This window comes from Metabacillus kandeliae, assembly GCF_021166585.1.
Classification (GTDB): Bacteria; Bacillota; Bacilli; order Bacillales; family Bacillaceae; genus Metabacillus_B; species Metabacillus_B kandeliae.
In genome coordinates, this window is sequence record NZ_JAJOZE010000009.1 from 102,880 (window position 1) to 124,074 (window position 21,195).

A 21,195-nucleotide genomic window follows, 5' to 3' on the forward strand; every position below is an offset into this window, starting at 1 on the left:
ATGAAAGATCTATACTAAATACTTATTAGGTAATCCAATATAAATGAATGGAAAATGAACATAGAAAGGAAAAAGAGTTTTGGAAATAAACGCGGTTATACCAGAAAAGCAAAAGAATCATCAGTGGAAGCGTGCTGCTTTTGTATTTTCAGGTCTTGGACTAGTTGCTGCGAATGCGTTTTATGGATTGAGTTCTTATATTGTCTGGAGGGCCACGCATCCTAAAAAATTGGCACTTGGGAAAAAACCGGCTGATTATCAGCTTGAGAGCGAAGAGGTTGCCTTTCAAAGTACAGACGGCTTGACTTTAAAAGGCTGGTGGATGCCTGTCAAAAATAGTGATAAAGCGATTATTTTTTCTCACGCCTATGGGCTGAACAGATATAACATGCCCTTCCCGGTGTTTGATCTTGTGAAGATATTTCAGAGCCAGGGCTACAGTGTGCTGCTGTATGATTTCCGAAATGCCGGCGAATCTGAAGGCAATGTCACAACAATGGCCCTGAAGGAACAGCTGGACCTCCTGGGTGCTATTGATTTTGTAAAAAAAGAAAAAGGTGCAGAGGAGCTCATCCTGATCGGCTGGTCGATGGGTGCGAGCACATCGCTGCTAGTCGGCGGTGCGAGCAAGGATGTTAAAGGAATCATTGCCGACAGCCCTTTTGCAAGTCTTGATACGTATGTGCTTGATTCCTTCCAGTATTGGACTAAGCTGCCGAAGTTTGTCGGCCAGCTGTCGACGTATTTGACAAGGCTGAATTTTCACGGTTTTGCCCCGCATAAGGTAAAGCCGATCGAGGTAATGAAAACAGTAAAAGACAAAAAAATCTTAATTATTCATGCTAAAGATGACCCAGCGATCTCCTGCAAGGAAAGCGAGCGGATGAAAGAGATCTGTGATGGCATTGATCTATGGCAGCCGAAAAAAGGCGGGCACATTGAGGCTTACCGTCTGAATAAAGAAGAATACGAAGCACGCATTTTATCTTATTTAAAAAGCCTTGATTGAATTTCATATCAATCAGGGCTTATTTTTTAGCTTCCATTTCCCTCGGTTAAAGAAATCCTACCTAAATGTGCCATTTTTATAGGCAATTCGAAATTTCTGTTTTATAATTTTTATTAGATTTCACCAAAAGGGGAAGAAGAGAAAGATGAGATTAGGAATCCGTTCAAAAATACTGATTGGGTACGGCATTATTATTCTCTGCTTAATCATATCCATCGTGATGATCGGCAGCCAGATATCAAACATGCAAAAGCAAAGAAACTACATCATTAACCATGATATAAATGTATTTAACCGCACGAACAGCATTGAAAAGCAGCTGATGGAAATGCAGACAGGGCAAAGGGGATTTTTAGCATCCGGTAATCCGGATTACCTCGAATCTTATGAACAGGCGAAAAACAGCTGGGAAAAAGAGTATGGAAACTTGCAAAAATTGATTGCAGATCCCGGGCAAAAGGAAAAGCTTGCCCAAATACATACGGCTATCCTGCAATGGATTCAGCTAAAAGGCGAACCTCTGATTCAGCTCAAAAGAGAGAACAATGCTGCGGAAGTTGAGCGCCTCTATAAGGAGGAGCCTGACAGGAATGATATTAAACAAATAAGGGCTGATTTTGACAGCTTCCGCAATAAAGAGCTTGCTGGTACAAAAGCAAGAGCTGCAGCGCTCGACAAGCAAAACTCAACGCTCGGCAAAATGCTTGCTGCTATTGTACTGGGAACCATTGCTTTTTCAATTATTGTCGGACTGTTTATTTCAAATTCCATTATCACGACTGTCCGAAAGGTTATCGACCATATTAAAGCAATGGCAACAGGCGGCGATCTCACCCAAAGGCTTCATGTGAAAACAAAGGATGAAATAAAGGAGCTCGGTGACGCGACCAATTATTTGCTGGATGTTATGGAGCAAAAAAGCATTGTGCAAATGCAGATCAATGAAGTAAACCTCCGCAACCAGGGTATTTCTTCAATGGAACCGCTGGCTCAAACGTTTATTCACACAGTGGCTGAAATGACAGATTCAGCTTTTGCTGCTTTTTATCTCAAGGAAGGCGCAAGTCCTGTTTTCAGCAAGACAGCAGCTTATGCAGACAATATGGACAGTGCCGGCCGCTCTTCATTTGAATTGGGCAAGGGGATGATTGGACAGGCTGCTGAAGACCAAGAGCCTGTGATGCTGAATGATTTAAATCATGGACAGCGGCTGATTGGAACCGGCCTGAGCAACATCCAGCCCAAAAGCATGTTCATCGTGCCTGTTTCCCATAAAGGAGAAACGGTGGCGGTTATTGAACTCGCAAGCCTTAACGCCTATTCTGAAAGCCACCGGGAGCTTCTTATTTCCCTTTCAGACATGATGGGGCTGACGATTAACAGCGTGCTGGATCAGATGGAAATTAAAAAGCTTCTTGCTGAATCGCAGGCAATGACGGAGGAGCTGCAGACCCAATCAGAAGAGCTGCAGACCCAGTCTGAAGAGCTGCAGATGCAATCGGAAGAATTGCGGATGATCAATGAACAGCTTGAAGGAAGAAGCAAGGATGCTGAAGAAAAGTCAAAAGAGCTGGAGCAGGCAAAAGAGGAGCTGGAAGCACAGGCGAAGCAGCTGATTGCGAGCTCTAAATATAAGTCAGAGTTTTTGGCCAATATGTCGCATGAATTAAGAACACCGCTTAACAGCATCCTTATCCTGTCTGAAATGCTCGCTGAGAACATGGGCGGAAAGCTTGCAGAGGATGAAAAGGAATTTGCACAGATCATCCATTCTTCCGGTCAGGATCTACTTCATTTAATTGATGAAATTCTTGATTTATCAAAAGTAGAGTCCGGAAAACTGGATGTCTTTTTAAGCGAAGTAAACCTGGCAGAGTTTCCATCATATGTGGAACGGAATTTTTCTCATGTAGCAGAACAGAAAGGCCTTTACTTGAAGATTGAGAAGGCTGCTGAAGTTCCGGATGTTATTCATACAGATGAAAAACGTTTGAATCAGATTGTTAAAAACCTGCTCTCCAACGCATTTAAATTTACAGAAACCGGCGGGGTCACTGTGAAGCTTGATACAGTAAAAGATCAGCACAGCAAAGAGAGCATCCGGATCTCTGTTAAAGATACAGGCATCGGCATTCCAAAAGAAAAACATGAATTGATTTTTGATGCCTTCCAGCAGGGAGACGGAGCAACGATGAGAAAGTTTGGGGGCACTGGACTTGGATTGTCGATCTGCCGGGAGCTTGCAAAGCTTCTTGGAGGCGAAATCAGACTGATCAGCGATGAGGGAATAGGAAGCGAGTTTATTGTTATTATTCCTTTTGCGCCTGATCTTACGATAAAAGAGCAGGAGCCTGCCCTCGCTCTTTCTTCAGCAGGAGCTGAAGCAGCGGCTGCAATGGAAATGCCGGCTGAACCAAGCGTGGCAGTATTGGAACCGCCGGCAGGACACAGCCCGGAAAACGCTCTGTCTTCAAAAAATGTCCTTATTGTTGATGACGACAACCGGAACATTTTTGTATTAGAGGCAGCTTTAAAGAGCGAGGGAATGAATGTGATGACAGCATCTAATGGGCTCCAATGCCTTGAAGTGCTTGAATCCAATAAAAAAGTTGATATTATTTTAATGGATATTATGATGCCTGTTATGGATGGCTATGAGGCAATCCGGAAAATCCGGAACGAATACTGCATGCAGCAGGTGCCTATTATTGCGCTGACAGCAAAAGCAATGAAAAACGATCGTGAAAAATGCATAGAAGCCGGTGCTTCTGACTACATCAGCAAGCCGCTGAAGATGGAACAGCTGCTGTCCGTCATGCGGGTGTGGCTTGCACAATAACAGAAACCCAAATGGAAAAAAAGAGGTCAACCAAATGGAGGAAAGAAAACTGCAACACTCTGATGACATCATTTTAGATCCACTGGAGGAAATGGAAACGGAACTGCTTTTAGAAGGAATCTTTCGAGTGTCTGGGTTTGATTTTAGGGAGTATATGCGCTCATCCATTGGACGAAGGATTAAAAATAGAATGAAGCTTGAACAAATCCCGACGATCACCCGTATGCTTGAGAAAGCTCTTCATGAGCCGGAATTTTTAAATCAGCTGCTGAATGATTTCTCCATCAATGTGACTGAAATGTTTCGGGACCCATCCTTTTTTAAAACATTTCGGGAAAAAGCTGTCTCAGTGCTTTCCAAGCATCAAAACATCAGAATTTGGCATGCCGGCTGCTCGACAGGGGAAGAAGTTTTTTCGATGGCTATTCTGCTGAAGGAAGAAGGGCTCTACGACCGCACAACGATTTATGCAACAGACATGAATGAAAAAGTGCTGGATCAGGCAAAGCTCGGGATTTTCCCGCTCAGCAAAATGCAGGCTTATACGAAAAATTACTTCTTGGCAGGCGGTGAAAAGGCCTTTTCAGAATACTACACAACAGATGAGAAATTTGCCTACTTCCAGCCGGAATTGCTTAAAAATATTATTTTTGCCCAGCACAATCTTGTAACTGACCAATCATTCAATGAATTTCATGTCATTATCTGCCGTAACGTACTCATTTACTTTACCCTGCCCCTGCAGGATCAAGTGCATGAGCTGTTCCACACAAGCCTGGCAAAAGGCGGATTTCTGGGGCTTGGAAGCAAGGAAGCATTGAAATTCACAAGCGTTGCCTATAACTATCAGGAATTTGATCCTGAGGAGAAGCTTTACCGGAAAATCAAATAAAAAAGGAGAAATCTCAAGAGATTTCTCCTTTTTTATTTGTTTAAAACCCATGAATCATCAAAAGGCACATATCATCCTTTTGCTGTTCCTGCCTGCTGAGCTGATGGATGAGATGAATAGGGGAAAGGCTGGTCCCTTTCCAATCCTGCTTGGCGACATATTCAAGCTTTTCAAGAGCCTCTTCTTCGCTGTCACCGCTGTTTTCATAAACACCGTCTGTAAACAGCAGCAGCTGAACACAGTTTTTGTAAGAGATCATTGTCTTTTTGGGCTCAATTTCTTCAAAAAAGCCGATGGCGCAGCAGCCGGTATCCAGCAGCTTCAGCTCGGTTTCATCTATAAGGGCGTAAGCGGGAGGATGGCCTGCATTCACATACTCAACCGTCTTCTCTTTTGTATCAATGATAAAATAAATTGCTGTAAAATAATAATTGTGCTCCTTTGTCTGGTTGGAAAGAAGCGCCATATAGCGGTTCAGTTCTTTCATAACTTGAACCGGGTCAGCCAGCTGCTTAATCGAATCCCTCAGCACGGATGATATGTACATGCAGATAAGGGAAGATGAAATGCCATGCCCCATCATATCAAGAAGAATGACGCCATAGCGGTGCTCGCTGAATTTATGCCAATAATAAAGATCGCCTGCCAGTTTATTAGACGGCAAATGGGATACGTGAATTCGGATATTATCCTGGATAAGCGGGGGATTCAGAAGACTTTTTTGAATCTGCATGGCGAGGTCCAGTTCATGCGTGAGCTTCTCTTCCTGCTCTGCATGCCAGTCTTTTTCCTGCTTAAGCCTGAGGGCTACTCTAATTCTTGCAAGTAATTCTATCTTGTTAATCGGTTTTGTAACATAATCAAGTCCGCCGACATCGAGAGCTTCTGCCAATTTATTTGCATCTTCAATCGCTGTGACAAAAATAATTGGAATGTCCTTCAGCCGTTCATTCTCCTGTATTCTTCTGCATGCCTCAATACCGTCAACTTCCGGCATCATCACATCTAAAAGAATCAAATCTGCCTTTGGGGGCGGACCGTTATGCTCCTTAAGATTCAGGTATTCAAACAGCTGTCCTGCTGAATGCAATGAAACAGAATCATTGTAGCCAGCGTTTTTTAATATTTTTTCTATGACAAATACATTAACCGGATGATCATCTACAATAAGTATTTTCATTGGCTTGCTCCAAGCTTATAGTTTCTTTTCTGATGTTTTTCAGCACCTTCGGATTCAAAACTGCGTGTTATTGCCCAGCTACTATTATACTAAAACAAAATGATTAGCAGGGTAATAATTTTAATAGAAGACAAAATCCTTGCAATTTAGACAAGGGATCATAAAAAAAGAAGAGAATAAATAAAAGAGGGGATGGGATTAATGCAGCCGCGAAAAAGGGAATAGAAAGGTATATTCCGAAACAGGAGAGGGGAAAAACAATGAATCAAGCAGAATTAATCCTTGATGCAAGAGCTGAGCTGGCAGAAGGTCCATGCTGGGATCCTTATAACGAAGTGCTGTATTGGGTTGATATCAAGGGGAAAAACCTTCATATCTTTAATCCCGCAAAGAATGAGGACAGGAAGATACATATCGGCCAGCTGACAGGGACGGTCGTGCCTGCAGAAAACGGCACAGCCATTCTGGCCCTCGAAAATGGGTTTCATACTATAGATTTAGAAACAGAAGAATTGACTCTTTTGACAGATCCAGAAAGCCATCTGTCTGAAAACCGGTTCAATGACGGGAAATGCGATGCAATGGGAAGGCTTTGGGCCGGAACCATGCAGAAAGACGGGCAGGGTTCCTCTGGGTCGCTTTATGTGCTGAATGCAGATTACGAGGTTCAGAAAGCTGAAGAGAATTTGGGGATTTCTAACGGCCTTGCATGGAACAAGGAAAACACAGTTTTTTATTTAATTGATACACCAACCCAGACGGTGGCTGCTTATGATTTTGAACTTGAAACAGGCCGCATTTCAAATAAAAGAACGGTGATTCATGTCCCTGATGAGGAAGGATTCCCGGACGGAATGACCATTGATGAAGAAGGAATGCTTTGGATTGCCCATTATAACGGCAGCCAGGTCGCGCGCTGGAATCCTGAGACAGGCGAAAAAATGGAATCCTGCAAACTGCCGGTTTCACAGGTGACATGCTGCACATTTGGCGGGCCTGACCTGAATGAATTGTATGTTACAACAGGACGGGAAAACCTTGATGAAGATGCGGCAGCAGGACAGCCGCATGCCGGCAGCCTCTTCAAAATCCAAACAAGTGCAAAAGGGTTGAAAACAAATATTTTCAAATTAAAAGAAGCCAGTTCGGAAGTGGAAGAACAAGGCTTATCGGGGGCGAAAAGATAAAATGAAACCAATTTCTGTGCAGCTTTATTCACTAAGAGAAGAATGTGAAAAGGATTTTATCGGCACGCTGGAAAAAACCGCCTCGCTTGGATTTGACGGGGTAGAATTTGCCGGATATTACGGCATGGAGCCGGCTGATCTTCGAAAAGAGCTCGACAGACTTAATTTAAGAGCATCAGGCAGCCATTTTCCATTAAAGCCGCTGGAAGAAAACTTTGAAGAGTATTTAGAGGCGCAAAAAGTTCTCGGCAGCCGCTACTTAATTGTCGCTTATCCGCTGGACCGGATGGACCGGGAAGAAGAATACAGAGAGCTTGCAGCAAAGCTGAATAAAATAGGGGAAAGATGCCGGGAAGAGGGCATCACTCTCTGCTATCACAACCACGATTTCGAATTGCAGGAGTTTAATCATAAAACAGGGTTTGACATTCTGCTTGAAGAAACTGAAAAAGAAAACCTCGCGGCAGAGCCCGATATTTACTGGATGACCTATGCGGATAAAGATCCCGTCAGCTGGATTAAGACGTATAAAGGAAGAACACCGCTTGTTCACCTGAAAGACATGACAAATGACAGTGAAAGAGCATTTGCTCCGCTTGGCGAAGGAAGAATTAACCTGAAGCCAGTCCTTGCGCTTGAGGAAGAAGCAGGTGTTGAATGGTGGATTATAGAGCAGGATGAAGCGAAAGAACCGCCATTAGAATGCATTAAAAGAAGCCTCCAGTTTTTAAAACAGCAGGCAAATTAACATTTTATAAAAAAGGTGTCCGGCAAGTGCCGGACACCTTTTTTCCTTTATCGCCCATCGTCCGTTAAGGCTTTTGACAGGGTAGACGCAATTTTCGTTTTATCAAATGACAGGCCAAGCTGGAGGGCTGTCATCGCAATTTCCGGGCGTATGCCGGAGAGTGTTGATTTTACTCCGATTAAATTTAGGGTATCAATAAGCTGGAAAATTTCATGCGCTACCATTGTGTCAATAATCACAACACCGGACAAATCGATGTATAAGTGACGCACTCTTTTAGCTGAGCATTGCTCAAGCGTGTTTTCCAATATGATTTTAGCCCGAGCGGTATCGATATCGCCCACAAGAGGGAGAAGGGCTGTGTCATTAGAAAGGCTGATAACAGGTGAGCTTAGCTCGTAAATCATTTCCTGCTGCGAGTTCAGAAGGTTAACAGAATTGATATGAGCTTCTTCTACGAATTTTAAGATGGCTATATCAAATACACGGATAATTTTGTCCTTCCATTGTCCGAGGACATGGCCATCAAGCCTATCCGGATGAAGAGTGTAGAATTCTTTAATAAGATCGAAATATTGCTGTCTTACTCTTGTAAACTCTCTGATAATCTGGTGGGTCGGGGTGCTTAAATGAGCGCCGTCGTGAGCAAGTTCATGAACCCAGCTGTCAAATCGGGACAAAAAGGCCTGTTCTTCTTCAATAAGTATATTTGGAACGATGTTATGAAATTCTCTATTCTGAGCTTTCAATTCAGCAACAGCTTCCGGATCAGTTGAAGCATATACAGAAGAGGGGTCCGTTTCTTCCAGCGACGCATACCATTCATCTGTCATGCGGTCTCCATTTTCTAATAAGTAATTGCACATTGCCAAGTTGATATCCACGTTTTGTTCCTCCCTGGAAAACGATCTTCTCATAATAGTTATCATACTACTAATGGCCCCATTATTACTATATAGAACTTAGAAAGAAAAAAAGACTGCAGCACATTGAAAGGTTTGTATGCGGAAGATGAGGATAAAGAGAATAAACAGCTTCAGCTGCCAGAGTATTAAGCATATACATAGTAGAAGAGTGAGCACTATAAGAAAGAAGGTAGAGTGTATGTCAGTTGCAGCAAAAGAAAATCCATTCCTTGGTACTCATACAGATCTTTTTAAAAACAAATATGTTCAAAGCATACTTTTATCGGCTCTTATCCTTCAGTCAGGCATTTGGATCCGCAATATGGCGGTTCTTCTTTATATAGCAGACAGGACGAATGGCAGCCCGCTGGCCGTTTCGCTCGTTGCAGCTGCAGAATATGGCCCGATCTTCCTTTTTTCTTTTATAGGAGGAACCTTTGCTGACAGATGGCGGCCAAAGAAGACAATGGTTTGGAGTGATATGCTGAGCGGAATATCTGTTCTCTCAGTTCTGGCAGCCCTTGCTTTTGGAATTTGGCAGGCCATCTTCCTCGCCCTGGTCATGAGTTCCACCCTTTCACAATTCTCACAGCCATCAGGCATGAAGCTGCTGAAAAAACATGTCAGAGAAGAAGCACTGGAAACAGCTATTTCCGTTTACCAGGCTGTTTTTGCACTGTTTATGGCAGCTGGTCCTGTTTTAGGAACATTGGCATACAGCAAATTCGGGATCAATGGAGCGATTTTGTTTACAGCGGGAGCTTTCTTTCTATCAGCGGCTGTCCTTGCATTGATTCCTGAAAATCATGAAAGAAAGGTGGAGAAAGAGGGCTTATTAAGGGATATGAAGCTGGGATTTCAGTATATTTGGGGAAGCAGAGGGCTGAAGCTGCTTGGAACAGGGTTCGCGCTCAGCGGTCTTGCAATGGGACTTATTCAGCCAATGAATATATTCTTAGTGACGGAAAAGCTTGGCCTGTCTGAAACAAGCCTGCAGTGGCTTTTAATGGTGAACGGCATCGGCATGCTAACAGGAGGAGCACTGATGATGGTTTTTGGGAAAAAATGGCCAACTGTACAAATCCTCGCAGCAGGAATGCTGGCAAGCGCAGCCGGCTTATCCGTCATTGGCTTTTCGTCTGTTCTTTGGCTGACACTGGCTGCAGAGTTTGTGATTGGTTTCTTTCTTCCCGCCATTCAAATCAGCATTCAGACCTTAATCATGAAAAATACCGATGAAGGATTCATCGGCAGAGTGAACGGATTTCTCACACCGCTGTTTACTGGCTCTATGACAATTGCCATTAGTGCAGCGGGGCAGCTGAAACGCCTTTTCTCTTTAACGCTGCTCTTTGAAGCGGCAGCTCTACTGTTTTTTATCGGTCTTTTGCTGACTATTCCGCTGCATAAATGGCTTTCTATTCAGAAGGAGTAACGGGAATCAACAGGCTAAGCAGAGCGGATAATCCGTCTGTAAAATAGCTCAAGCGAAGGAATGAGCTCGCCTTTGCCGAGTTAAAAAGGTGAAGGGCCAGCTTCATCATCCATTTTTTCCTTCGATTCAAAAATTCATCGAGAAAATGAATAAGCCCGGCAAATGCCGGGCTTATTTTATATTCAAGTCATTTTTGCATTTTCTTTTTCAGTGCCAGCCGATGCTTCTTCATGAGCATCTGATTCATCATCATCAATAATAGCTTTTGGAAGGCCGGTGTATTTGGCCCAGTAAAAGACAGCGAGTGAAGCAATGGCGATGACAATTAAATCAACAGGACTGCTCAGTACCTTTAAGCCTCCTCCAAAGGAGCCTAGATACGAGATGACAAGCATAATGACATAATAGCCGACAAGCCACCAGGCGCTTTTCAATTGCTGGGCCATGCTGACCTCATGCTTTGGTACAAATTTCGTGAAGGCGAAGTAGACAAGAAACATTACAATTTGAGAGCCAAGCAGCCAGGAAATGGTTTTCCAGCCTGACCAGTACACAATATAGGAAGCGAAGATAAAGGAAAGCGGAGCAATAATGCTCATGCCTCTCAATTTAAAAGGCCGTTCCAAATCTTTCGCATTGACCCTAAAAGCAGCTGAAGAAATTGGCGCAATCGCGTAGGAAAGAATCAGCGCCACAGAACAAACCTGCACAAGTGCATTCCATGATGGAAACGGCAGCGTCCAGAAGACAGACAGTCCGAAAGATAACCATAGCGATGAACGCGGAATTCCTGTGTTTTTATCCACTTTTGAAAAGGTTTTAAACAGCGTTCCATTTCTGGACCAAGCATATACAAGACGGGCCGTCGTATTCATAAAGATGTTCCCGTTTCCTCCAGGGGAAACAATCGCATCGAATACCACAAACTGTGCCAGCCAGCCAAGGCCAAGCAATACAGCAATATCTTTAAACGGCAATGGAAACTTATCTTGAATTCCTTCCCAGCCTCCGCTAAGCATGTCTGCCGGAATAGCTCCGATAAACAGCACTTGCAGAGCTGTATAAATAAGGGCAGACAGCACAATGCATAATATCAGTGCAATCGGTATATTTCGCTGAGGGTTTTTAACCTCGCTTGCAACTGAAACAATCGGATGAAGCCCAAGATAAGCAAACATGACTCCGCCTGTTGAAATAGCAGCCTGAATGCCATTAAATCCCCCAGGAGCAAAACCTGCTGCGGTGATGTTTGAAGGCTGAAAGTGGAAAGCCAGAACAACAATTACCGTCACTGGTACGACATATTTGAAGATAGAAATAATGATATTTGATTTGGCAAATGTCTTGACGCTCCAATAGTTCAGCAGGAAAAACAGGACAAGCATGGCAAATTGAACGAGCCAGCCTGCGATCGTTGGCGACTCTGAGCCTTTTTGCGTCAGTCCTGGAAGCCAAAACGCCACATATTGCCTGACAGCAGTGACCTCAATGGAAATTAAGCTTGTATAAGCAACTATCGTGATGAAAGAAATCAAATAGCCGACAAGCGGACCATGCGAATAGACTGGATAGCGAATGATTCCCCCTGTTCTCGGCAAAGCGGCTCCGAGCTCGGCATATACGAGGCCGACCAGCAGAATAATAACGCCGCCGATGATCCAGGATAGGCTTCCTGCTGGACCTGCCTGCGAAGCAACGTTGCTGACGGCAAACAGCCATGCAGAACCAAAAATGGCTCCGAGACCGATCAGTGTAAGATCTAGCAGTGAAATGGTTTTTTTAAATTTCCCTTGATGATTAGACATGAACTTCCTCCTTAAATTTTTACCCCGGCAATGTGTCCTTACATGCGAGAGGGTTTTTAGCTGCATCCTCCTCCTAAACGTTTATGCGGCTAAAAAGCACTCTTTTGTTCATTCAATCTGAGCATATGTACGTTTGAAGATTTCTAAGAAGTGTACAAAAGGGGCTGCGTCAATGGAATAATGGCATGATTCCTACATAACTTACCCTGATTTAGCAAAAGTTATCATTTTTTTACGAAGAAATCATAATTTTTTATAAAAATTTTTCCTAACTCAGCTGAATGTGAAAAGAGCGGCTTCCTGCCAAAAACGTTTTCCATGATAACACAGCCCATACAGCAGTTCAACCCGGCAAAAGATAGCCGGACGGTTCTGAAAGCGCTGTACCGCCTAACTGGCAAGCCTTTTGGGAAGCTTAATGAAAGAGGGGAAATCTGGGGCTGAATCGTTATGTTTTGTACAGGGAAAAACAATTGATAAAATAGCATTTGAAAGACAATGAAAAAGAAAGAAGTGGAACCAATGCCATCCAAACAATTGAAGGATATTGCCTTTTCCATCCTGGATTTATCACCTGTACTGGAGAACGGAACCATATCTGACAGTCTTCAAAATACACTGAATCTGGCCCAGCATGCAGAAGGATGGGGATATAAACGATATTGGCTTGCTGAACATCACAATATGCCTGGAATCGCCAGCTCTGCCACTTCTGTCGTCATCGGGCATGTAGCAGGCGGAACATCCACTATCCGCGTCGGATCAGGCGGAATTATGCTTCCAAACCATGCTCCTCTTTTGATTGCAGAGCAATTTGGGACACTTGAGTCGCTCTATCCCGGCAGAATTGATCTTGGACTTGGGCGCGCTCCCGGGACAGACCAGCTGACAGCCTATGCACTTCGCAGAGAAAGACACAGCACTGGCGATGATTTTCCTGAGCAGCTGGAAGAACTGAGAGCTTATCTTAAGCCTTCAGGAGACCGCCATGTCAGGGCAATACCAGGCGAAGGCCTGAATATTCCCATTTGGCTTCTTGGATCAAGCGACTACAGTGCGCGTTTGGCAGCACAGCTCGGTTTGCCGTTTGCCTTTGCCAGCCATTTTTCGCCAGAGAACACGATTCCAGCGCTCTCGATATACCATAGAAATTTCAAACCGTCAGAAGTTTTGTCAGAGCCTTATGCAATGGTTGGCGTCAATGTCGTTGCAGCAGATACAGATGAAGAGGCTGCAAGGCTCGCAACTTCCATGCAGCAGCAGTTCCTCGCTCTCATCAGAAATAATCCCGGCCCGCTTCAGCCGCCGATTGACAGTATTGACGAAGTGGCAACCGACTACGAAAAGGCGCTATTGGACCAGCGCGTGAAATCATCCATTACGGGAAGCCCTGCAGCTGTTCAAGAAAAACTGCAGCAATTCCTGGATGATACGCAGGCGAATGAGTTTATGATTAACGCCCAGATTTATGATCATCAAGCAAGGCTTCACTCCTATGAAATTGTTTCCAATATTATGAGAAACGGCAGATAAGTCTTCCTTTTTGGAAGGCTTTTTTCTTTTTTCATCGAAGGTAGGAGGAGTCATACATACAGAAAGTCAGCCATTAGAAAAAAGGGGGAACACAGCATGAGAAGAATCATGATTGCCGGCACGGAAAGCGGGGCAGGGAAAACCACCATCACCTTAGCCATCATGGCTGCTCTCATAAAAAAAGGATGGAAGGTGCAGGGCTTTAAATGCGGACCTGATTACATCGATCCTGCCTTTCACACAGAAGTTACCGGACGGCCATCCCGCAATCTGGACAGCTGGATGCTGAACAAATCCACCCTTCTTGATGTTTTTCATCACGGCATGCAAGGAGCAGATATAGCAGTTATAGAAGGTGTGATGGGGCTGTTTGACGGAAAGAATCCCTTCAATAATGAGGGGTCTACAGCAGAGATCAGCTCTTTGACCAAAACTCCTGTCCTCTTATGTCTTGACTGCTGGGCGATGGGGAGAAGCGCAGCTGCTGTTGTAAAAGGATTTCAGTCGTTTGACAGCACTGTCAAAATTGGGGGAGTCATTGTTAACAAAGCTGCCGGAGAAGGGCACTATCAAATGATCAAGACCGCCGTTGAAAAGGAATGCGGACTGCCTGTGATCGGTTATTTTCCGAATGACCTTGAACTTTCCATGCCTGAGCGACACCTAGGACTTGTTCAGGCTGCCGAAAATCAGGACTTGGCTGCCCTCTTTAACAAACTTGCTGAGCAGGCACTAAAAACCATCAATCTTGACCTGCTCTTTGAAATCTCGCAAAAAGGAAATTTTCCTGCGGAAAAGTCCATTTTCACTTGCAAAAAGGAACCCTTGGCAGCCATTGCAGTGGCGAGAGATAAAGCCTTCAGCTTTTACTACGAAGAGAACCTGGAATTACTGGAAGCTTGCGGCGCAAAAATTCTTCCCTTTTCACCGCTGGAAGGAGAAAAAGTGCCATCTGGCGCTGCCGGCATCTATCTCGGCGGAGGCTATCCCGAAATTTTCGCCAATGAACTTTCCAATGCAAAGGAAACCATTGCTTCAATAAAACAGGCTTATGAAAAAGGAATGCCGATCCTCGCAGAATGCGGCGGCTTTATGTACCTGACAGAAGAGCTGGAAACAGCTGAAGGGCAGGTTTATAAAATGGCCGGCCTGATTCCGGGCAGAGCCAAGATGGAAAAGCAGCTCCAAGCCCTCGGCTACCTTGAAGCAGCAGGATTAGAAGGCAGCACGCTTTTGCCTGAAGGCATGGCCATAAGAGGGCATGTATACCATCATTCTCAGTACGAAGGTCCTTCTAAGAAAGCAGCCTATAAAATAAAGGAATCACCTGCTGGATTCACACAGAAAAACCTGATGGCAGGGTACGCGCATTTTCATTTTGCTTCAAACCCTGAATTTCCCCAAAACTTTGTGGGGCTCTGCCTCAAAGCAGCAGGCAAAGAAGTGTAAAAGATATTGAAATAGGGTAAATAGCACCCATACAAAGATACATGAGGGATTAAAATGCGAAAACTTCTGTTTCAATCTGTTACAAAAGCACCACGATCCTTCACGAAGATCAGAACGGTACTCTGAAGCTCATCCACTTAGGTGAAAAAGCTCACTCCATTCTTTACTATAAAGGCTCCCGCAGAAGAAAATGGGCGCGACAATGAAAAAACAAGCCGGAGCAACCGGCTTGTTTTTTTACGGGGCATTATTCCCCAGTCAATAAATACTTTTCACTGACCCAGCCTTTCACATGGTTATACCCAACCAGGCCCCAGCCATTTTTCCATTCATGGACAGTGACCTTTTTTCCTTTTGGAATGACAAGAAGCACCTTATTGGATGTACTCGGACCAGTTCTTAAATTAAGATTTGTCTTTGTAACAGCATAGCCGACAACAGGCAAGAGGTACTTCGAAGAAATATAAGCCGTTTTTCCTTTCCAATGAACAGATGTCCAGCCATTTGAATAGATTCTGATAATCTCTACTTTTTCTTCCTTATTCAATGAGCCGACCACTTTCGACTTAACGGATGCTGCCGCTCTGATATTTAAATGATCCACCTTTGACTCATACGTATAGGCAGCAGATGCTTCAGCTGTCTGAGATTGATTGAACGGAAGATTAAAAGAAGCCTGTGCGGCAAGAATTCCAAGAGATAGTGTGCCAATGCTGATAGCTTTTGTAAGTTTTTTCATTTTTTGTTCCTCCTTGTTTTTTGTTAGAGGATTAGGGAGATAGCTGGCTTTCTGCTTTTTTGTGTTTAGGCGGGTCTCTGTCCTTTAGAGCTTTAACCAGGGGCCAGGTGTAAGAGACCTAGCGGCCAGTCCTTTTCCTCCATACGCACATGTAACGAAGAACCCCGCCAGATTGTTTCAAAAAATTCTCAAATTCTTCCCTCAATCATTTACCCTGCAAAATAAACGGGTTTTCAGCTATACTTTAAAAGCAGCCTGCTGCTGCAGGCAATAACCGATATATGAAGGTGACGTTTAGTATCATGACATTCATTCTTGTAGTTCTTCCTATTTTTTGTATTTTCCTCTTAGGCTTCATAGGCAAAAAAATGATGAATTTTGATGTGAAAAGCTTGTCCAAAATGGCGCTATTTCTCATGACGCCAGTGCTTGCTTTCCGTACATTTTATGAAAATGCGCTTTCTTGGAATTATTTCTATTTTGCTATTTTCCTTATATTGCTTTGCGGTGTACTTATCCTCTTAAACTATGTGATTGGATTTATGAGAGGGTGGGATTCTTCCAGCATCTGCAGTTCCATTTTGTCTTCTGCTTTTATGAATAACGGGAATTATGGAACACCTGTAGTTTTATTTGTTTTCGGAAAAGCCGGGTTAAATTTCGCGGTGATTCTGATGGTTATTCAGCAGCTGATTATGTGTACCATCGGCTTGTATTATGCCGCAAAGGGAAGTCTTGATCCTGAACGGAAAGTTTCTCCTCTAAAGGAAATTTTCAGAATGCCGATTGTATACGGAGCAGTGCTTGGACTGCTTTGTCAAATCTTTTCTGTTGGAATCAGTCCTGATATGTATACAGCCATCAGCATGGTGGCAGATTCCACCATCCCGACGGTCATGATCATCCTGGGCATGCAGCTTGCTGATATTTCTTTAAAAAAGCTGGAAAAGGAAAGGCTCGCCTATTCGCTTATTTTAAAGATGGCGATTTCTCCTATAGCTGCTTTTGTTATCGCTTCTTTTTTGCCTGTCGATCATATGGTGAAACAAATCATGGTGATCACGGCTGCCATGCCGACGGCTGCCAATACCACTATGTACGCGCTTCAATTTAATACGAAGCCTGAATTTGTGTCGAGCGCCACTCTGCTCAGCACACTGCTGAGCATTGTCGCTCTTCCCATTGTGATCTCGCTTGCTCTGCTGTAAGATGCTTTAATAAGGCGTCTTTTTTTTCTGAAAATTTCAGAAACAAGCTGTAAACATTGGAGGAGAAGCAGATATGACAATGGATATGGTAATCAAAAAATTGAGCGAATGCAGGATTGATGAAGCGCTGGATGCGTGGAACGGAGGATTTAGCGATTATTATTCTCCTATTAAAATGACATCCTTGCAATTTATCGGCAGAATGGGGACGCTGAGCCTTTCCCCTGACCACTCTTATGTTGCTTTTCAGAATGATCTTCCAGCAGGGATTGTTCTGAATGGATTAAGCATCATTAAAGGCAAAAAGCATGCATGGAACGGCGGAACAAGCGTAAAGCCGGACTTCCGTTCCTACGGTGTTGGAAGAGAGCTGATTAAGAAGAGTCTGGAAATGTATGAAGCGGAAGGGGCGGACAGAGTAACTCTTGAAGCATTCGCTGTGAATGAACGGGCAATCAGACTGTATGAGCGGCTGGGATACCGTTATGAAGATACACTGCTATTCCTGGAAAATAGGAAAGCACTAAAGGAGAATCCTTTTGGGAGCGCATCCGGTTATACAATTGAGAAGGACTCAGTTAATGAAGCGGTCTCTCTCCCATTTTACAATACTGATGTTCCATGGCAGACACATGGACCTTTTACTGCCAATGGACTAGCTTTAATTGCTTTTGATCAAAAAGGAATACCTGCTGCCTATGCTTTGCTTCAGAAGAAATACGGAGAAGAAGGCGATCTTTCTGATGTCATCTTATTTCACTGCCAGGCAAGAGATAATGAACAGGAGCCCGTTATAGCATTGCTCAACTCCGCTTTCCCTGCAGGAAAGGTGTACCGCCAGTCTACTTTTAATCTGCCTGCTTCAAGTCCTGCAGCCAAACTGCTTGAAAAAGCAGGGTTTACCGAAGGAATTTCACCTGGAGGCACGCCGCAGAAGCAGGTGTTCATGATAAAAGAAAAGTAGAAAAGGAGCTTTGAAGCATGTATACGCCTAAGGAATTTGCCTTAACAGATCGTGCTCTGATTCAACAGTTTATGGAGGTGCATAACTTTGCCGCTTTAATTTCACAGGATGGTGGAGAGCCTATAGCGACCCATTTGCCGCTTAGCTTGAATCGGAAGGAAAACTGCCTGTATGATCATTTTGCAAGGGCAAACAGGCAGTGGCAAACCATTTCCGGACAGACCGCCTTCGCGATTTTTTAAGGGCCTCACGCTTACATTTCTCCCTCGTGGTATGAAACAGGTACTGCTGTTCCAACCTGGAATTATGTGAGTGTTCATGCTTATGGGAAGCTTGAAATGATAGAAGATGAGGGGCAATTGATGCAATACTTAGAGGCATTGATTACCATTCATGAAGCCCAGGATAGCTCCTATCAGTTTCAGCAGCTTCCAGAAGGGTATGCTGAAAAAATGCTGAAAGGAATTGTTGGCTTTTCACTGAAAATCGACAGGCTTGAAGGCAAAGCAAAGCTGAGTCAGAATCATCCCAAAGCGCGTCAAGAGCTTGTTGCCGATCAGCTGAAGAAAGCTGGCGGGGAAAACCAGCTGGCCATCGCTGAGTGGATGGAGAAGAATATGTAACAAAAAAAAGCGGCGTTGGCCGCTTTTTTTATACTTGCTGAACTTCTTCCGTTTCCATCCCGTGCTGGCTTAGTGCCTGAATCATTAATTCCGGGGCAATAACAAGCCCGTCATACATGACCCGAATGCTGCCTGTTTTGATATCAATCAGCACTCTTTCAATTCCATGAGTTTTCGTCAATCGGTTTTCAATCATTTCGATTTTTTCTAATGTTAAAGGCTCTTTTACCTGAATAATAGTTGAACGCATACTTTTTTCTCCCTCGAATTTACTTCACCAAAAGACCTATACCCTATTTAGTTGAAAAATATGCCGAAAGAGATAAAAAAAAGCAGACTCTTTTAAAAGAGCCTGCTGTTCTGTCATTTTCATTTCTTTGGACCAGCATATGGATAGATAGGTCCTTTCAGCTGGAACTCATAGGTTTCGGCATCCACAATACCTACAGTGTGCGGGCTGTCATAAAGATCCAGCATAAATCCTGCCATTTCTTTTGCTGTGTGGAATTTCGGCAGGTTATTGTAATCAAAGTTTTCTTCTTCTCTTGCCCGGCCGGCAAATTCTGTTTCGGTCGCTGCAGGGGCGAGCACCTTCGCCTGCATTTTTGCTCCCTTATCCTGGAGCTCCTGAGCAAGGCCCTCTGTCAGAGCACTCACATAGAATTTAGTAGCGCAATAGGCAACTGCATCCGCCACAACGGTATAGCCGCCTCTTGAAGAGATATTAATAATCTGTGTGCCTTCTTTGTCTGCATAGTCTCTCACGAATAGAGAAGTTAAGATGGTGAGTGATTCAATGTTAAGATGAAGCATGCTTTGAATTTTATTCAAATCCTGTTCCCCAATGGGAGCATAATTGCCAAACCCCGCATTATTAATCCATGTTTCAATGTCATATTCCTGCAGGCTTTCATACAGTTTATAAGCATTTGCCGCATCGGCAAGGTCAATTTCCCTAATAATGACTTCAAGGTTCGGATTCATCTTCGCAACATCAGCTTTTACCTCTTCAAGCTTGTCCGCTCTGCGTGCTGCAATAATTAAATTTTTTCCGCGCTCAGCAAAGGCTAAAGCCGTCTCATATCCTATTCCGGAACTTGCACCTGTAATCACAGTGTATTTCATTATCTCTCCTCCTTGGTCGTCTCCAGAGTTATTACACAATCAAATTATAAGGGATAGAGTTAACTGTAAGTCAAACAAAGGCATTGGATGAATGTTCTATGAAAAGTGTTGGTGAATAATCTTTCAAAAAGAGCTTAAAAGAGGCATAATGAATACAACATAGTCAGAATTTTATGTACAATAAAAGAGGGAATGAACTTTTACATACGCATTAAATAAAGGGGATGATTGGATGAATCATATTGTAGCTATTTCAGGCAGTCCGTCTGCAGAATCAAGGTCAGCTATCGTTCTGCAGCATTTAAAGCATGTGCTTGAACGGGAAGGACACAAGGTCACAGAAGTATCTGTACTTGATTTTGATCCGAAAGTGCTGATTAATGCTGAATATAATCACCCTTCATTGAGGGAGGCGTCAGAAGCAATTCAGCAGTCACAAGGAGTCATTATTGCATCGCCTGTATATAAAGCAGCCTATTCCGGTGTATTAAAATGTCTGCTTGATCTCATGCCGCAGGATTGCCTGAAGGACAAAGCAGTGCTTCCGTTAATGATCGGCGGCAGCCAGGCTCATCTGCTTGCCATTGACTATTCATTGAAGCCGCTGCTTGCAGCCCTGCATGCCCAGACGATCTTGCGGGGAGTGTACCTGACAGATTCACAAATCGATAAAACCAATGTACTGGATCCCATTCTTGATGAGGATCTGGAGGAGCGGCTGAAGAATCAGCTGCAGCAGTTTATTGCTATAGCAAATAAAATCTCGCAAATTCACGAGTAGCATGATAGCCGGCAAGCATTGCTTGCCGGCTTTTTGCTGCCTTTTTAAAACTGCTGAATTAAGGCTTCCTGCCCAGCCAATCCTCTGGAACAGCATATAATACTGTATTAAGCGAAAAGACAGGGGATGAGGGAATGTTCCCGGAAAATGAAAAGGAGGCTTTTCAAAAGCTGTTTTCTGAAAAAAGCCTTGGGCGGCATCAGGAAACAAGCCGGTTTTTGAGTGCGGCGGAAATTGGGGCAATCCATGCCTGGATTGCTGAAATGGCACAGCACAAGCTGCTGCTGCATAAATTGCAGGCTTGCAAAAAAATACTGCAGCTTCAGTCTCCTGTGCTCGGCAATGGAATGAACCGGATTGTTTTTGACCTTCAAAATGGAACTGTATTAAAGGTAGCCTTGTCAGAATGGGGGTACCGCAGCAATGAAACTGAAGCGCAAATTTACCGGGATGGGGCAAATATCCTGAAAAAACATCTCTGCCCTGTTTATGAATCAGGCCACGGATGGATTATTATGCAAAAGATGATGAGGAAGGTCCCCATGAGCCTGGTTCACGTCAGGGCCCTTGTAGAGCTGGAAGTGAAGTTCTTGTTTAATGGCATTCTGCCCGTTGATTTAAGGCTTGCCAATACCGCTCTCTCAGAACAGGATGAAATAGTTGTGATTGATTATGGAATGTTTATTAAAGGCTTTGACAGTCCGTATTTTAAGAAAAAAGGATAATCCTCCCGTTTTCCGCGGAGGATTATCCTTTTTTGAATTCTATATTCA

At 43.8% G+C, this 21,195-nt stretch carries 18 protein-coding genes and 1 pseudogene; 13 read left to right on the forward strand and 6 right to left on the reverse strand.

The window, feature by feature from the left end; genetic code table 11:
* The first annotated feature begins 79 nt into the window (after nt 1–79).
* The 3 genes from LRR81_RS16420 (at nt 80) to LRR81_RS16430 (ending at nt 4,740) form a co-directional block, all read left to right on the forward strand.
* Nucleotides 80–1,009, forward strand: a complete 930-nt coding sequence (locus LRR81_RS16420; protein ID WP_231790478.1) for an alpha/beta hydrolase — start codon at nt 80–82, stop codon at nt 1,007–1,009.
* 145 nt (nt 1,010–1,154) lie between these two features.
* On the forward strand, nt 1,155–3,848 hold the full coding sequence (locus LRR81_RS16425) for a response regulator (RefSeq protein ID WP_231790479.1): 2,694 nt from the start codon (nt 1,155–1,157) through the stop codon (nt 3,846–3,848).
* A gap of 34 nt (nt 3,849–3,882) precedes the next feature.
* Complete coding sequence (locus LRR81_RS16430; protein WP_231790480.1) at nt 3,883–4,740, forward strand: CheR family methyltransferase; 858 nt, start codon at nt 3,883–3,885, stop codon at nt 4,738–4,740.
* A gap of 40 nt (nt 4,741–4,780) precedes the next feature.
* Here LRR81_RS16430 and LRR81_RS16435 read toward each other — a convergent pair whose 3' ends face one another.
* A complete protein-coding gene (locus LRR81_RS16435; RefSeq protein WP_231790481.1) occupies nt 4,781–5,920 on the reverse strand; it encodes a fused response regulator/phosphatase in 1,140 nt (379 codons plus the stop codon).
* 260 nt (nt 5,921–6,180) lie between these two features.
* On the opposite strand from LRR81_RS16435, the gene LRR81_RS16440 reads away from it, so the two are divergent.
* A complete protein-coding gene (locus LRR81_RS16440; protein WP_231790482.1) occupies nt 6,181–7,107 on the forward strand; it encodes an SMP-30/gluconolactonase/LRE family protein in 927 nt (308 codons plus the stop codon).
* 1 nt (nt 7,108) lies between these two features.
* Entirely contained in the window at nt 7,109–7,855 is a 747-nt protein-coding gene (locus LRR81_RS16445; RefSeq protein WP_231790483.1) for a sugar phosphate isomerase/epimerase family protein, read from the forward strand.
* Nucleotides 7,856–7,902: 47 nt separating this feature from the next.
* Here LRR81_RS16445 and LRR81_RS16450 read toward each other — a convergent pair whose 3' ends face one another.
* Nucleotides 7,903–8,739 carry an STAS domain-containing protein gene (locus LRR81_RS16450; RefSeq protein ID WP_331716350.1) on the reverse strand — a complete coding sequence of 279 codons (837 nt, stop codon included), beginning with the start codon at nt 8,737–8,739 and terminating at the stop codon, nt 7,903–7,905.
* 220 nt (nt 8,740–8,959) lie between these two features.
* Here LRR81_RS16450 and LRR81_RS16455 point away from each other — a divergent pair, with 220 nt between their 5' ends.
* Nucleotides 8,960–10,195 carry an MFS transporter gene (locus LRR81_RS16455; RefSeq protein WP_231790484.1) on the forward strand — a complete coding sequence of 412 codons (1,236 nt, stop codon included), beginning with the start codon at nt 8,960–8,962 and terminating at the stop codon, nt 10,193–10,195.
* Nucleotides 10,196–10,377: 182 nt separating this feature from the next.
* On the opposite strand, the gene LRR81_RS16460 is transcribed toward LRR81_RS16455, so the two are convergent.
* Nucleotides 10,378–12,000: an APC family permease gene (locus LRR81_RS16460; RefSeq protein WP_231790485.1), complete on the reverse strand. Its 1,623-nt coding sequence runs from the start codon at nt 11,998–12,000 to the stop codon at nt 10,378–10,380.
* Between the two features lie 522 nt (nt 12,001–12,522).
* On the opposite strand from LRR81_RS16460, the gene LRR81_RS16465 reads away from it, so the two are divergent.
* Nucleotides 12,523–13,533, forward strand: a complete 1,011-nt coding sequence (locus LRR81_RS16465) for an LLM class flavin-dependent oxidoreductase (RefSeq protein ID WP_231790486.1) — start codon at nt 12,523–12,525, stop codon at nt 13,531–13,533.
* Nucleotides 13,534–13,629: 96 nt separating this feature from the next.
* Entirely contained in the window at nt 13,630–14,982 is a 1,353-nt protein-coding gene (locus LRR81_RS16470) for a cobyrinate a,c-diamide synthase (protein WP_231790487.1), read from the forward strand.
* A gap of 247 nt (nt 14,983–15,229) precedes the next feature.
* Here the strand turns inward: LRR81_RS16470 and LRR81_RS16475 are convergent, their stop codons facing one another.
* Nucleotides 15,230–15,721 carry an SH3 domain-containing protein gene (locus LRR81_RS16475; protein ID WP_231790488.1) on the reverse strand — a complete coding sequence of 164 codons (492 nt, stop codon included), beginning with the start codon at nt 15,719–15,721 and terminating at the stop codon, nt 15,230–15,232.
* A 302-nt stretch (nt 15,722–16,023) separates the two neighbouring features.
* Here LRR81_RS16475 and LRR81_RS16480 point away from each other — a divergent pair, with 302 nt between their 5' ends.
* The 3 genes and pseudogenes from LRR81_RS16480 to LRR81_RS16490 all read left to right on the forward strand — a co-directional run bounded on the left by LRR81_RS16480 (nt 16,024) and on the right by LRR81_RS16490 (nt 18,516).
* A complete protein-coding gene (locus LRR81_RS16480) occupies nt 16,024–16,929 on the forward strand; it encodes an AEC family transporter (protein WP_231790489.1) in 906 nt (301 codons plus the stop codon).
* Between the two features lie 73 nt (nt 16,930–17,002).
* A complete protein-coding gene (locus LRR81_RS16485; RefSeq protein ID WP_231790490.1) occupies nt 17,003–17,893 on the forward strand; it encodes a GNAT family N-acetyltransferase in 891 nt (296 codons plus the stop codon).
* Between the two features lie 17 nt (nt 17,894–17,910).
* Nucleotides 17,911–18,516 (forward strand): annotated as a pseudogene (locus tag LRR81_RS16490) (FMN-binding negative transcriptional regulator).
* Between the two features lie 28 nt (nt 18,517–18,544).
* Here the strand turns inward: LRR81_RS16490 and LRR81_RS16495 are convergent.
* Together LRR81_RS16495 and LRR81_RS16500 are read right to left on the reverse strand one after the other, a co-directional pair.
* The gene (locus tag LRR81_RS16495) at nt 18,545–18,766 is read right to left on the reverse strand and encodes a hypothetical protein (protein WP_231790491.1); all 222 of its coding nucleotides are present in this window, start codon (nt 18,764–18,766) and stop codon (nt 18,545–18,547) included.
* 119 nt (nt 18,767–18,885) lie between these two features.
* On the reverse strand, nt 18,886–19,641 hold the full coding sequence (locus LRR81_RS16500; RefSeq protein WP_231790492.1) for an SDR family NAD(P)-dependent oxidoreductase: 756 nt from the start codon (nt 19,639–19,641) through the stop codon (nt 18,886–18,888).
* A gap of 232 nt (nt 19,642–19,873) precedes the next feature.
* On the opposite strand from LRR81_RS16500, the gene ssuE reads away from it, so the two are divergent.
* Together ssuE and LRR81_RS16510 are read left to right on the forward strand one after the other, a co-directional pair.
* The gene (gene ssuE, locus LRR81_RS16505; RefSeq protein ID WP_231790493.1) at nt 19,874–20,422 is read left to right on the forward strand and encodes an NADPH-dependent FMN reductase; all 549 of its coding nucleotides are present in this window, start codon (nt 19,874–19,876) and stop codon (nt 20,420–20,422) included.
* Between the two features lie 134 nt (nt 20,423–20,556).
* Complete coding sequence (locus LRR81_RS16510) at nt 20,557–21,147, forward strand: hypothetical protein (protein WP_231790494.1); 591 nt, start codon at nt 20,557–20,559, stop codon at nt 21,145–21,147.
* The last annotated feature ends 48 nt before the right edge of the window (nt 21,148–21,195 follow it).

Coding starts and splice junctions, on each gene's coding strand:
- LRR81_RS16425 (WP_231790479.1), top strand. CDS start 1,155: ATGAGATTAGGAATCCGTTCAAAAATACTGATTGGGTACGGCATTATT.
- LRR81_RS16430 (WP_231790480.1), top strand. CDS start 3,883: ATGGAGGAAAGAAAACTGCAACACTCTGATGACATCATTTTAGATCCA.
- LRR81_RS16435 (WP_231790481.1), bottom strand. CDS start 5,920: ATGAAAATACTTATTGTAGATGATCATCCGGTTAATGTATTTGTCATA.
- LRR81_RS16440 (WP_231790482.1), top strand. CDS start 6,181: ATGAATCAAGCAGAATTAATCCTTGATGCAAGAGCTGAGCTGGCAGAA.
- LRR81_RS16445 (WP_231790483.1), top strand. CDS start 7,109: ATGAAACCAATTTCTGTGCAGCTTTATTCACTAAGAGAAGAATGTGAA.
- LRR81_RS16455 (WP_231790484.1), top strand. CDS start 8,960: ATGTCAGTTGCAGCAAAAGAAAATCCATTCCTTGGTACTCATACAGAT.
- LRR81_RS16460 (WP_231790485.1), bottom strand. CDS start 12,000: ATGTCTAATCATCAAGGGAAATTTAAAAAAACCATTTCACTGCTAGAT.
- LRR81_RS16465 (WP_231790486.1), top strand. CDS start 12,523: ATGCCATCCAAACAATTGAAGGATATTGCCTTTTCCATCCTGGATTTA.
- LRR81_RS16470 (WP_231790487.1), top strand. CDS start 13,630: ATGAGAAGAATCATGATTGCCGGCACGGAAAGCGGGGCAGGGAAAACC.
- LRR81_RS16475 (WP_231790488.1), bottom strand. CDS start 15,721: ATGAAAAAACTTACAAAAGCTATCAGCATTGGCACACTATCTCTTGGA.
- LRR81_RS16480 (WP_231790489.1), top strand. CDS start 16,024: ATGACATTCATTCTTGTAGTTCTTCCTATTTTTTGTATTTTCCTCTTA.
- LRR81_RS16485 (WP_231790490.1), top strand. CDS start 17,003: ATGACAATGGATATGGTAATCAAAAAATTGAGCGAATGCAGGATTGAT.
- LRR81_RS16495 (WP_231790491.1), bottom strand. CDS start 18,766: ATGCGTTCAACTATTATTCAGGTAAAAGAGCCTTTAACATTAGAAAAA.
- LRR81_RS16500 (WP_231790492.1), bottom strand. CDS start 19,641: ATGAAATACACTGTGATTACAGGTGCAAGTTCCGGAATAGGATATGAG.
- ssuE (WP_231790493.1), top strand. CDS start 19,874: ATGAATCATATTGTAGCTATTTCAGGCAGTCCGTCTGCAGAATCAAGG.
- LRR81_RS16510 (WP_231790494.1), top strand. CDS start 20,557: ATGTTCCCGGAAAATGAAAAGGAGGCTTTTCAAAAGCTGTTTTCTGAA.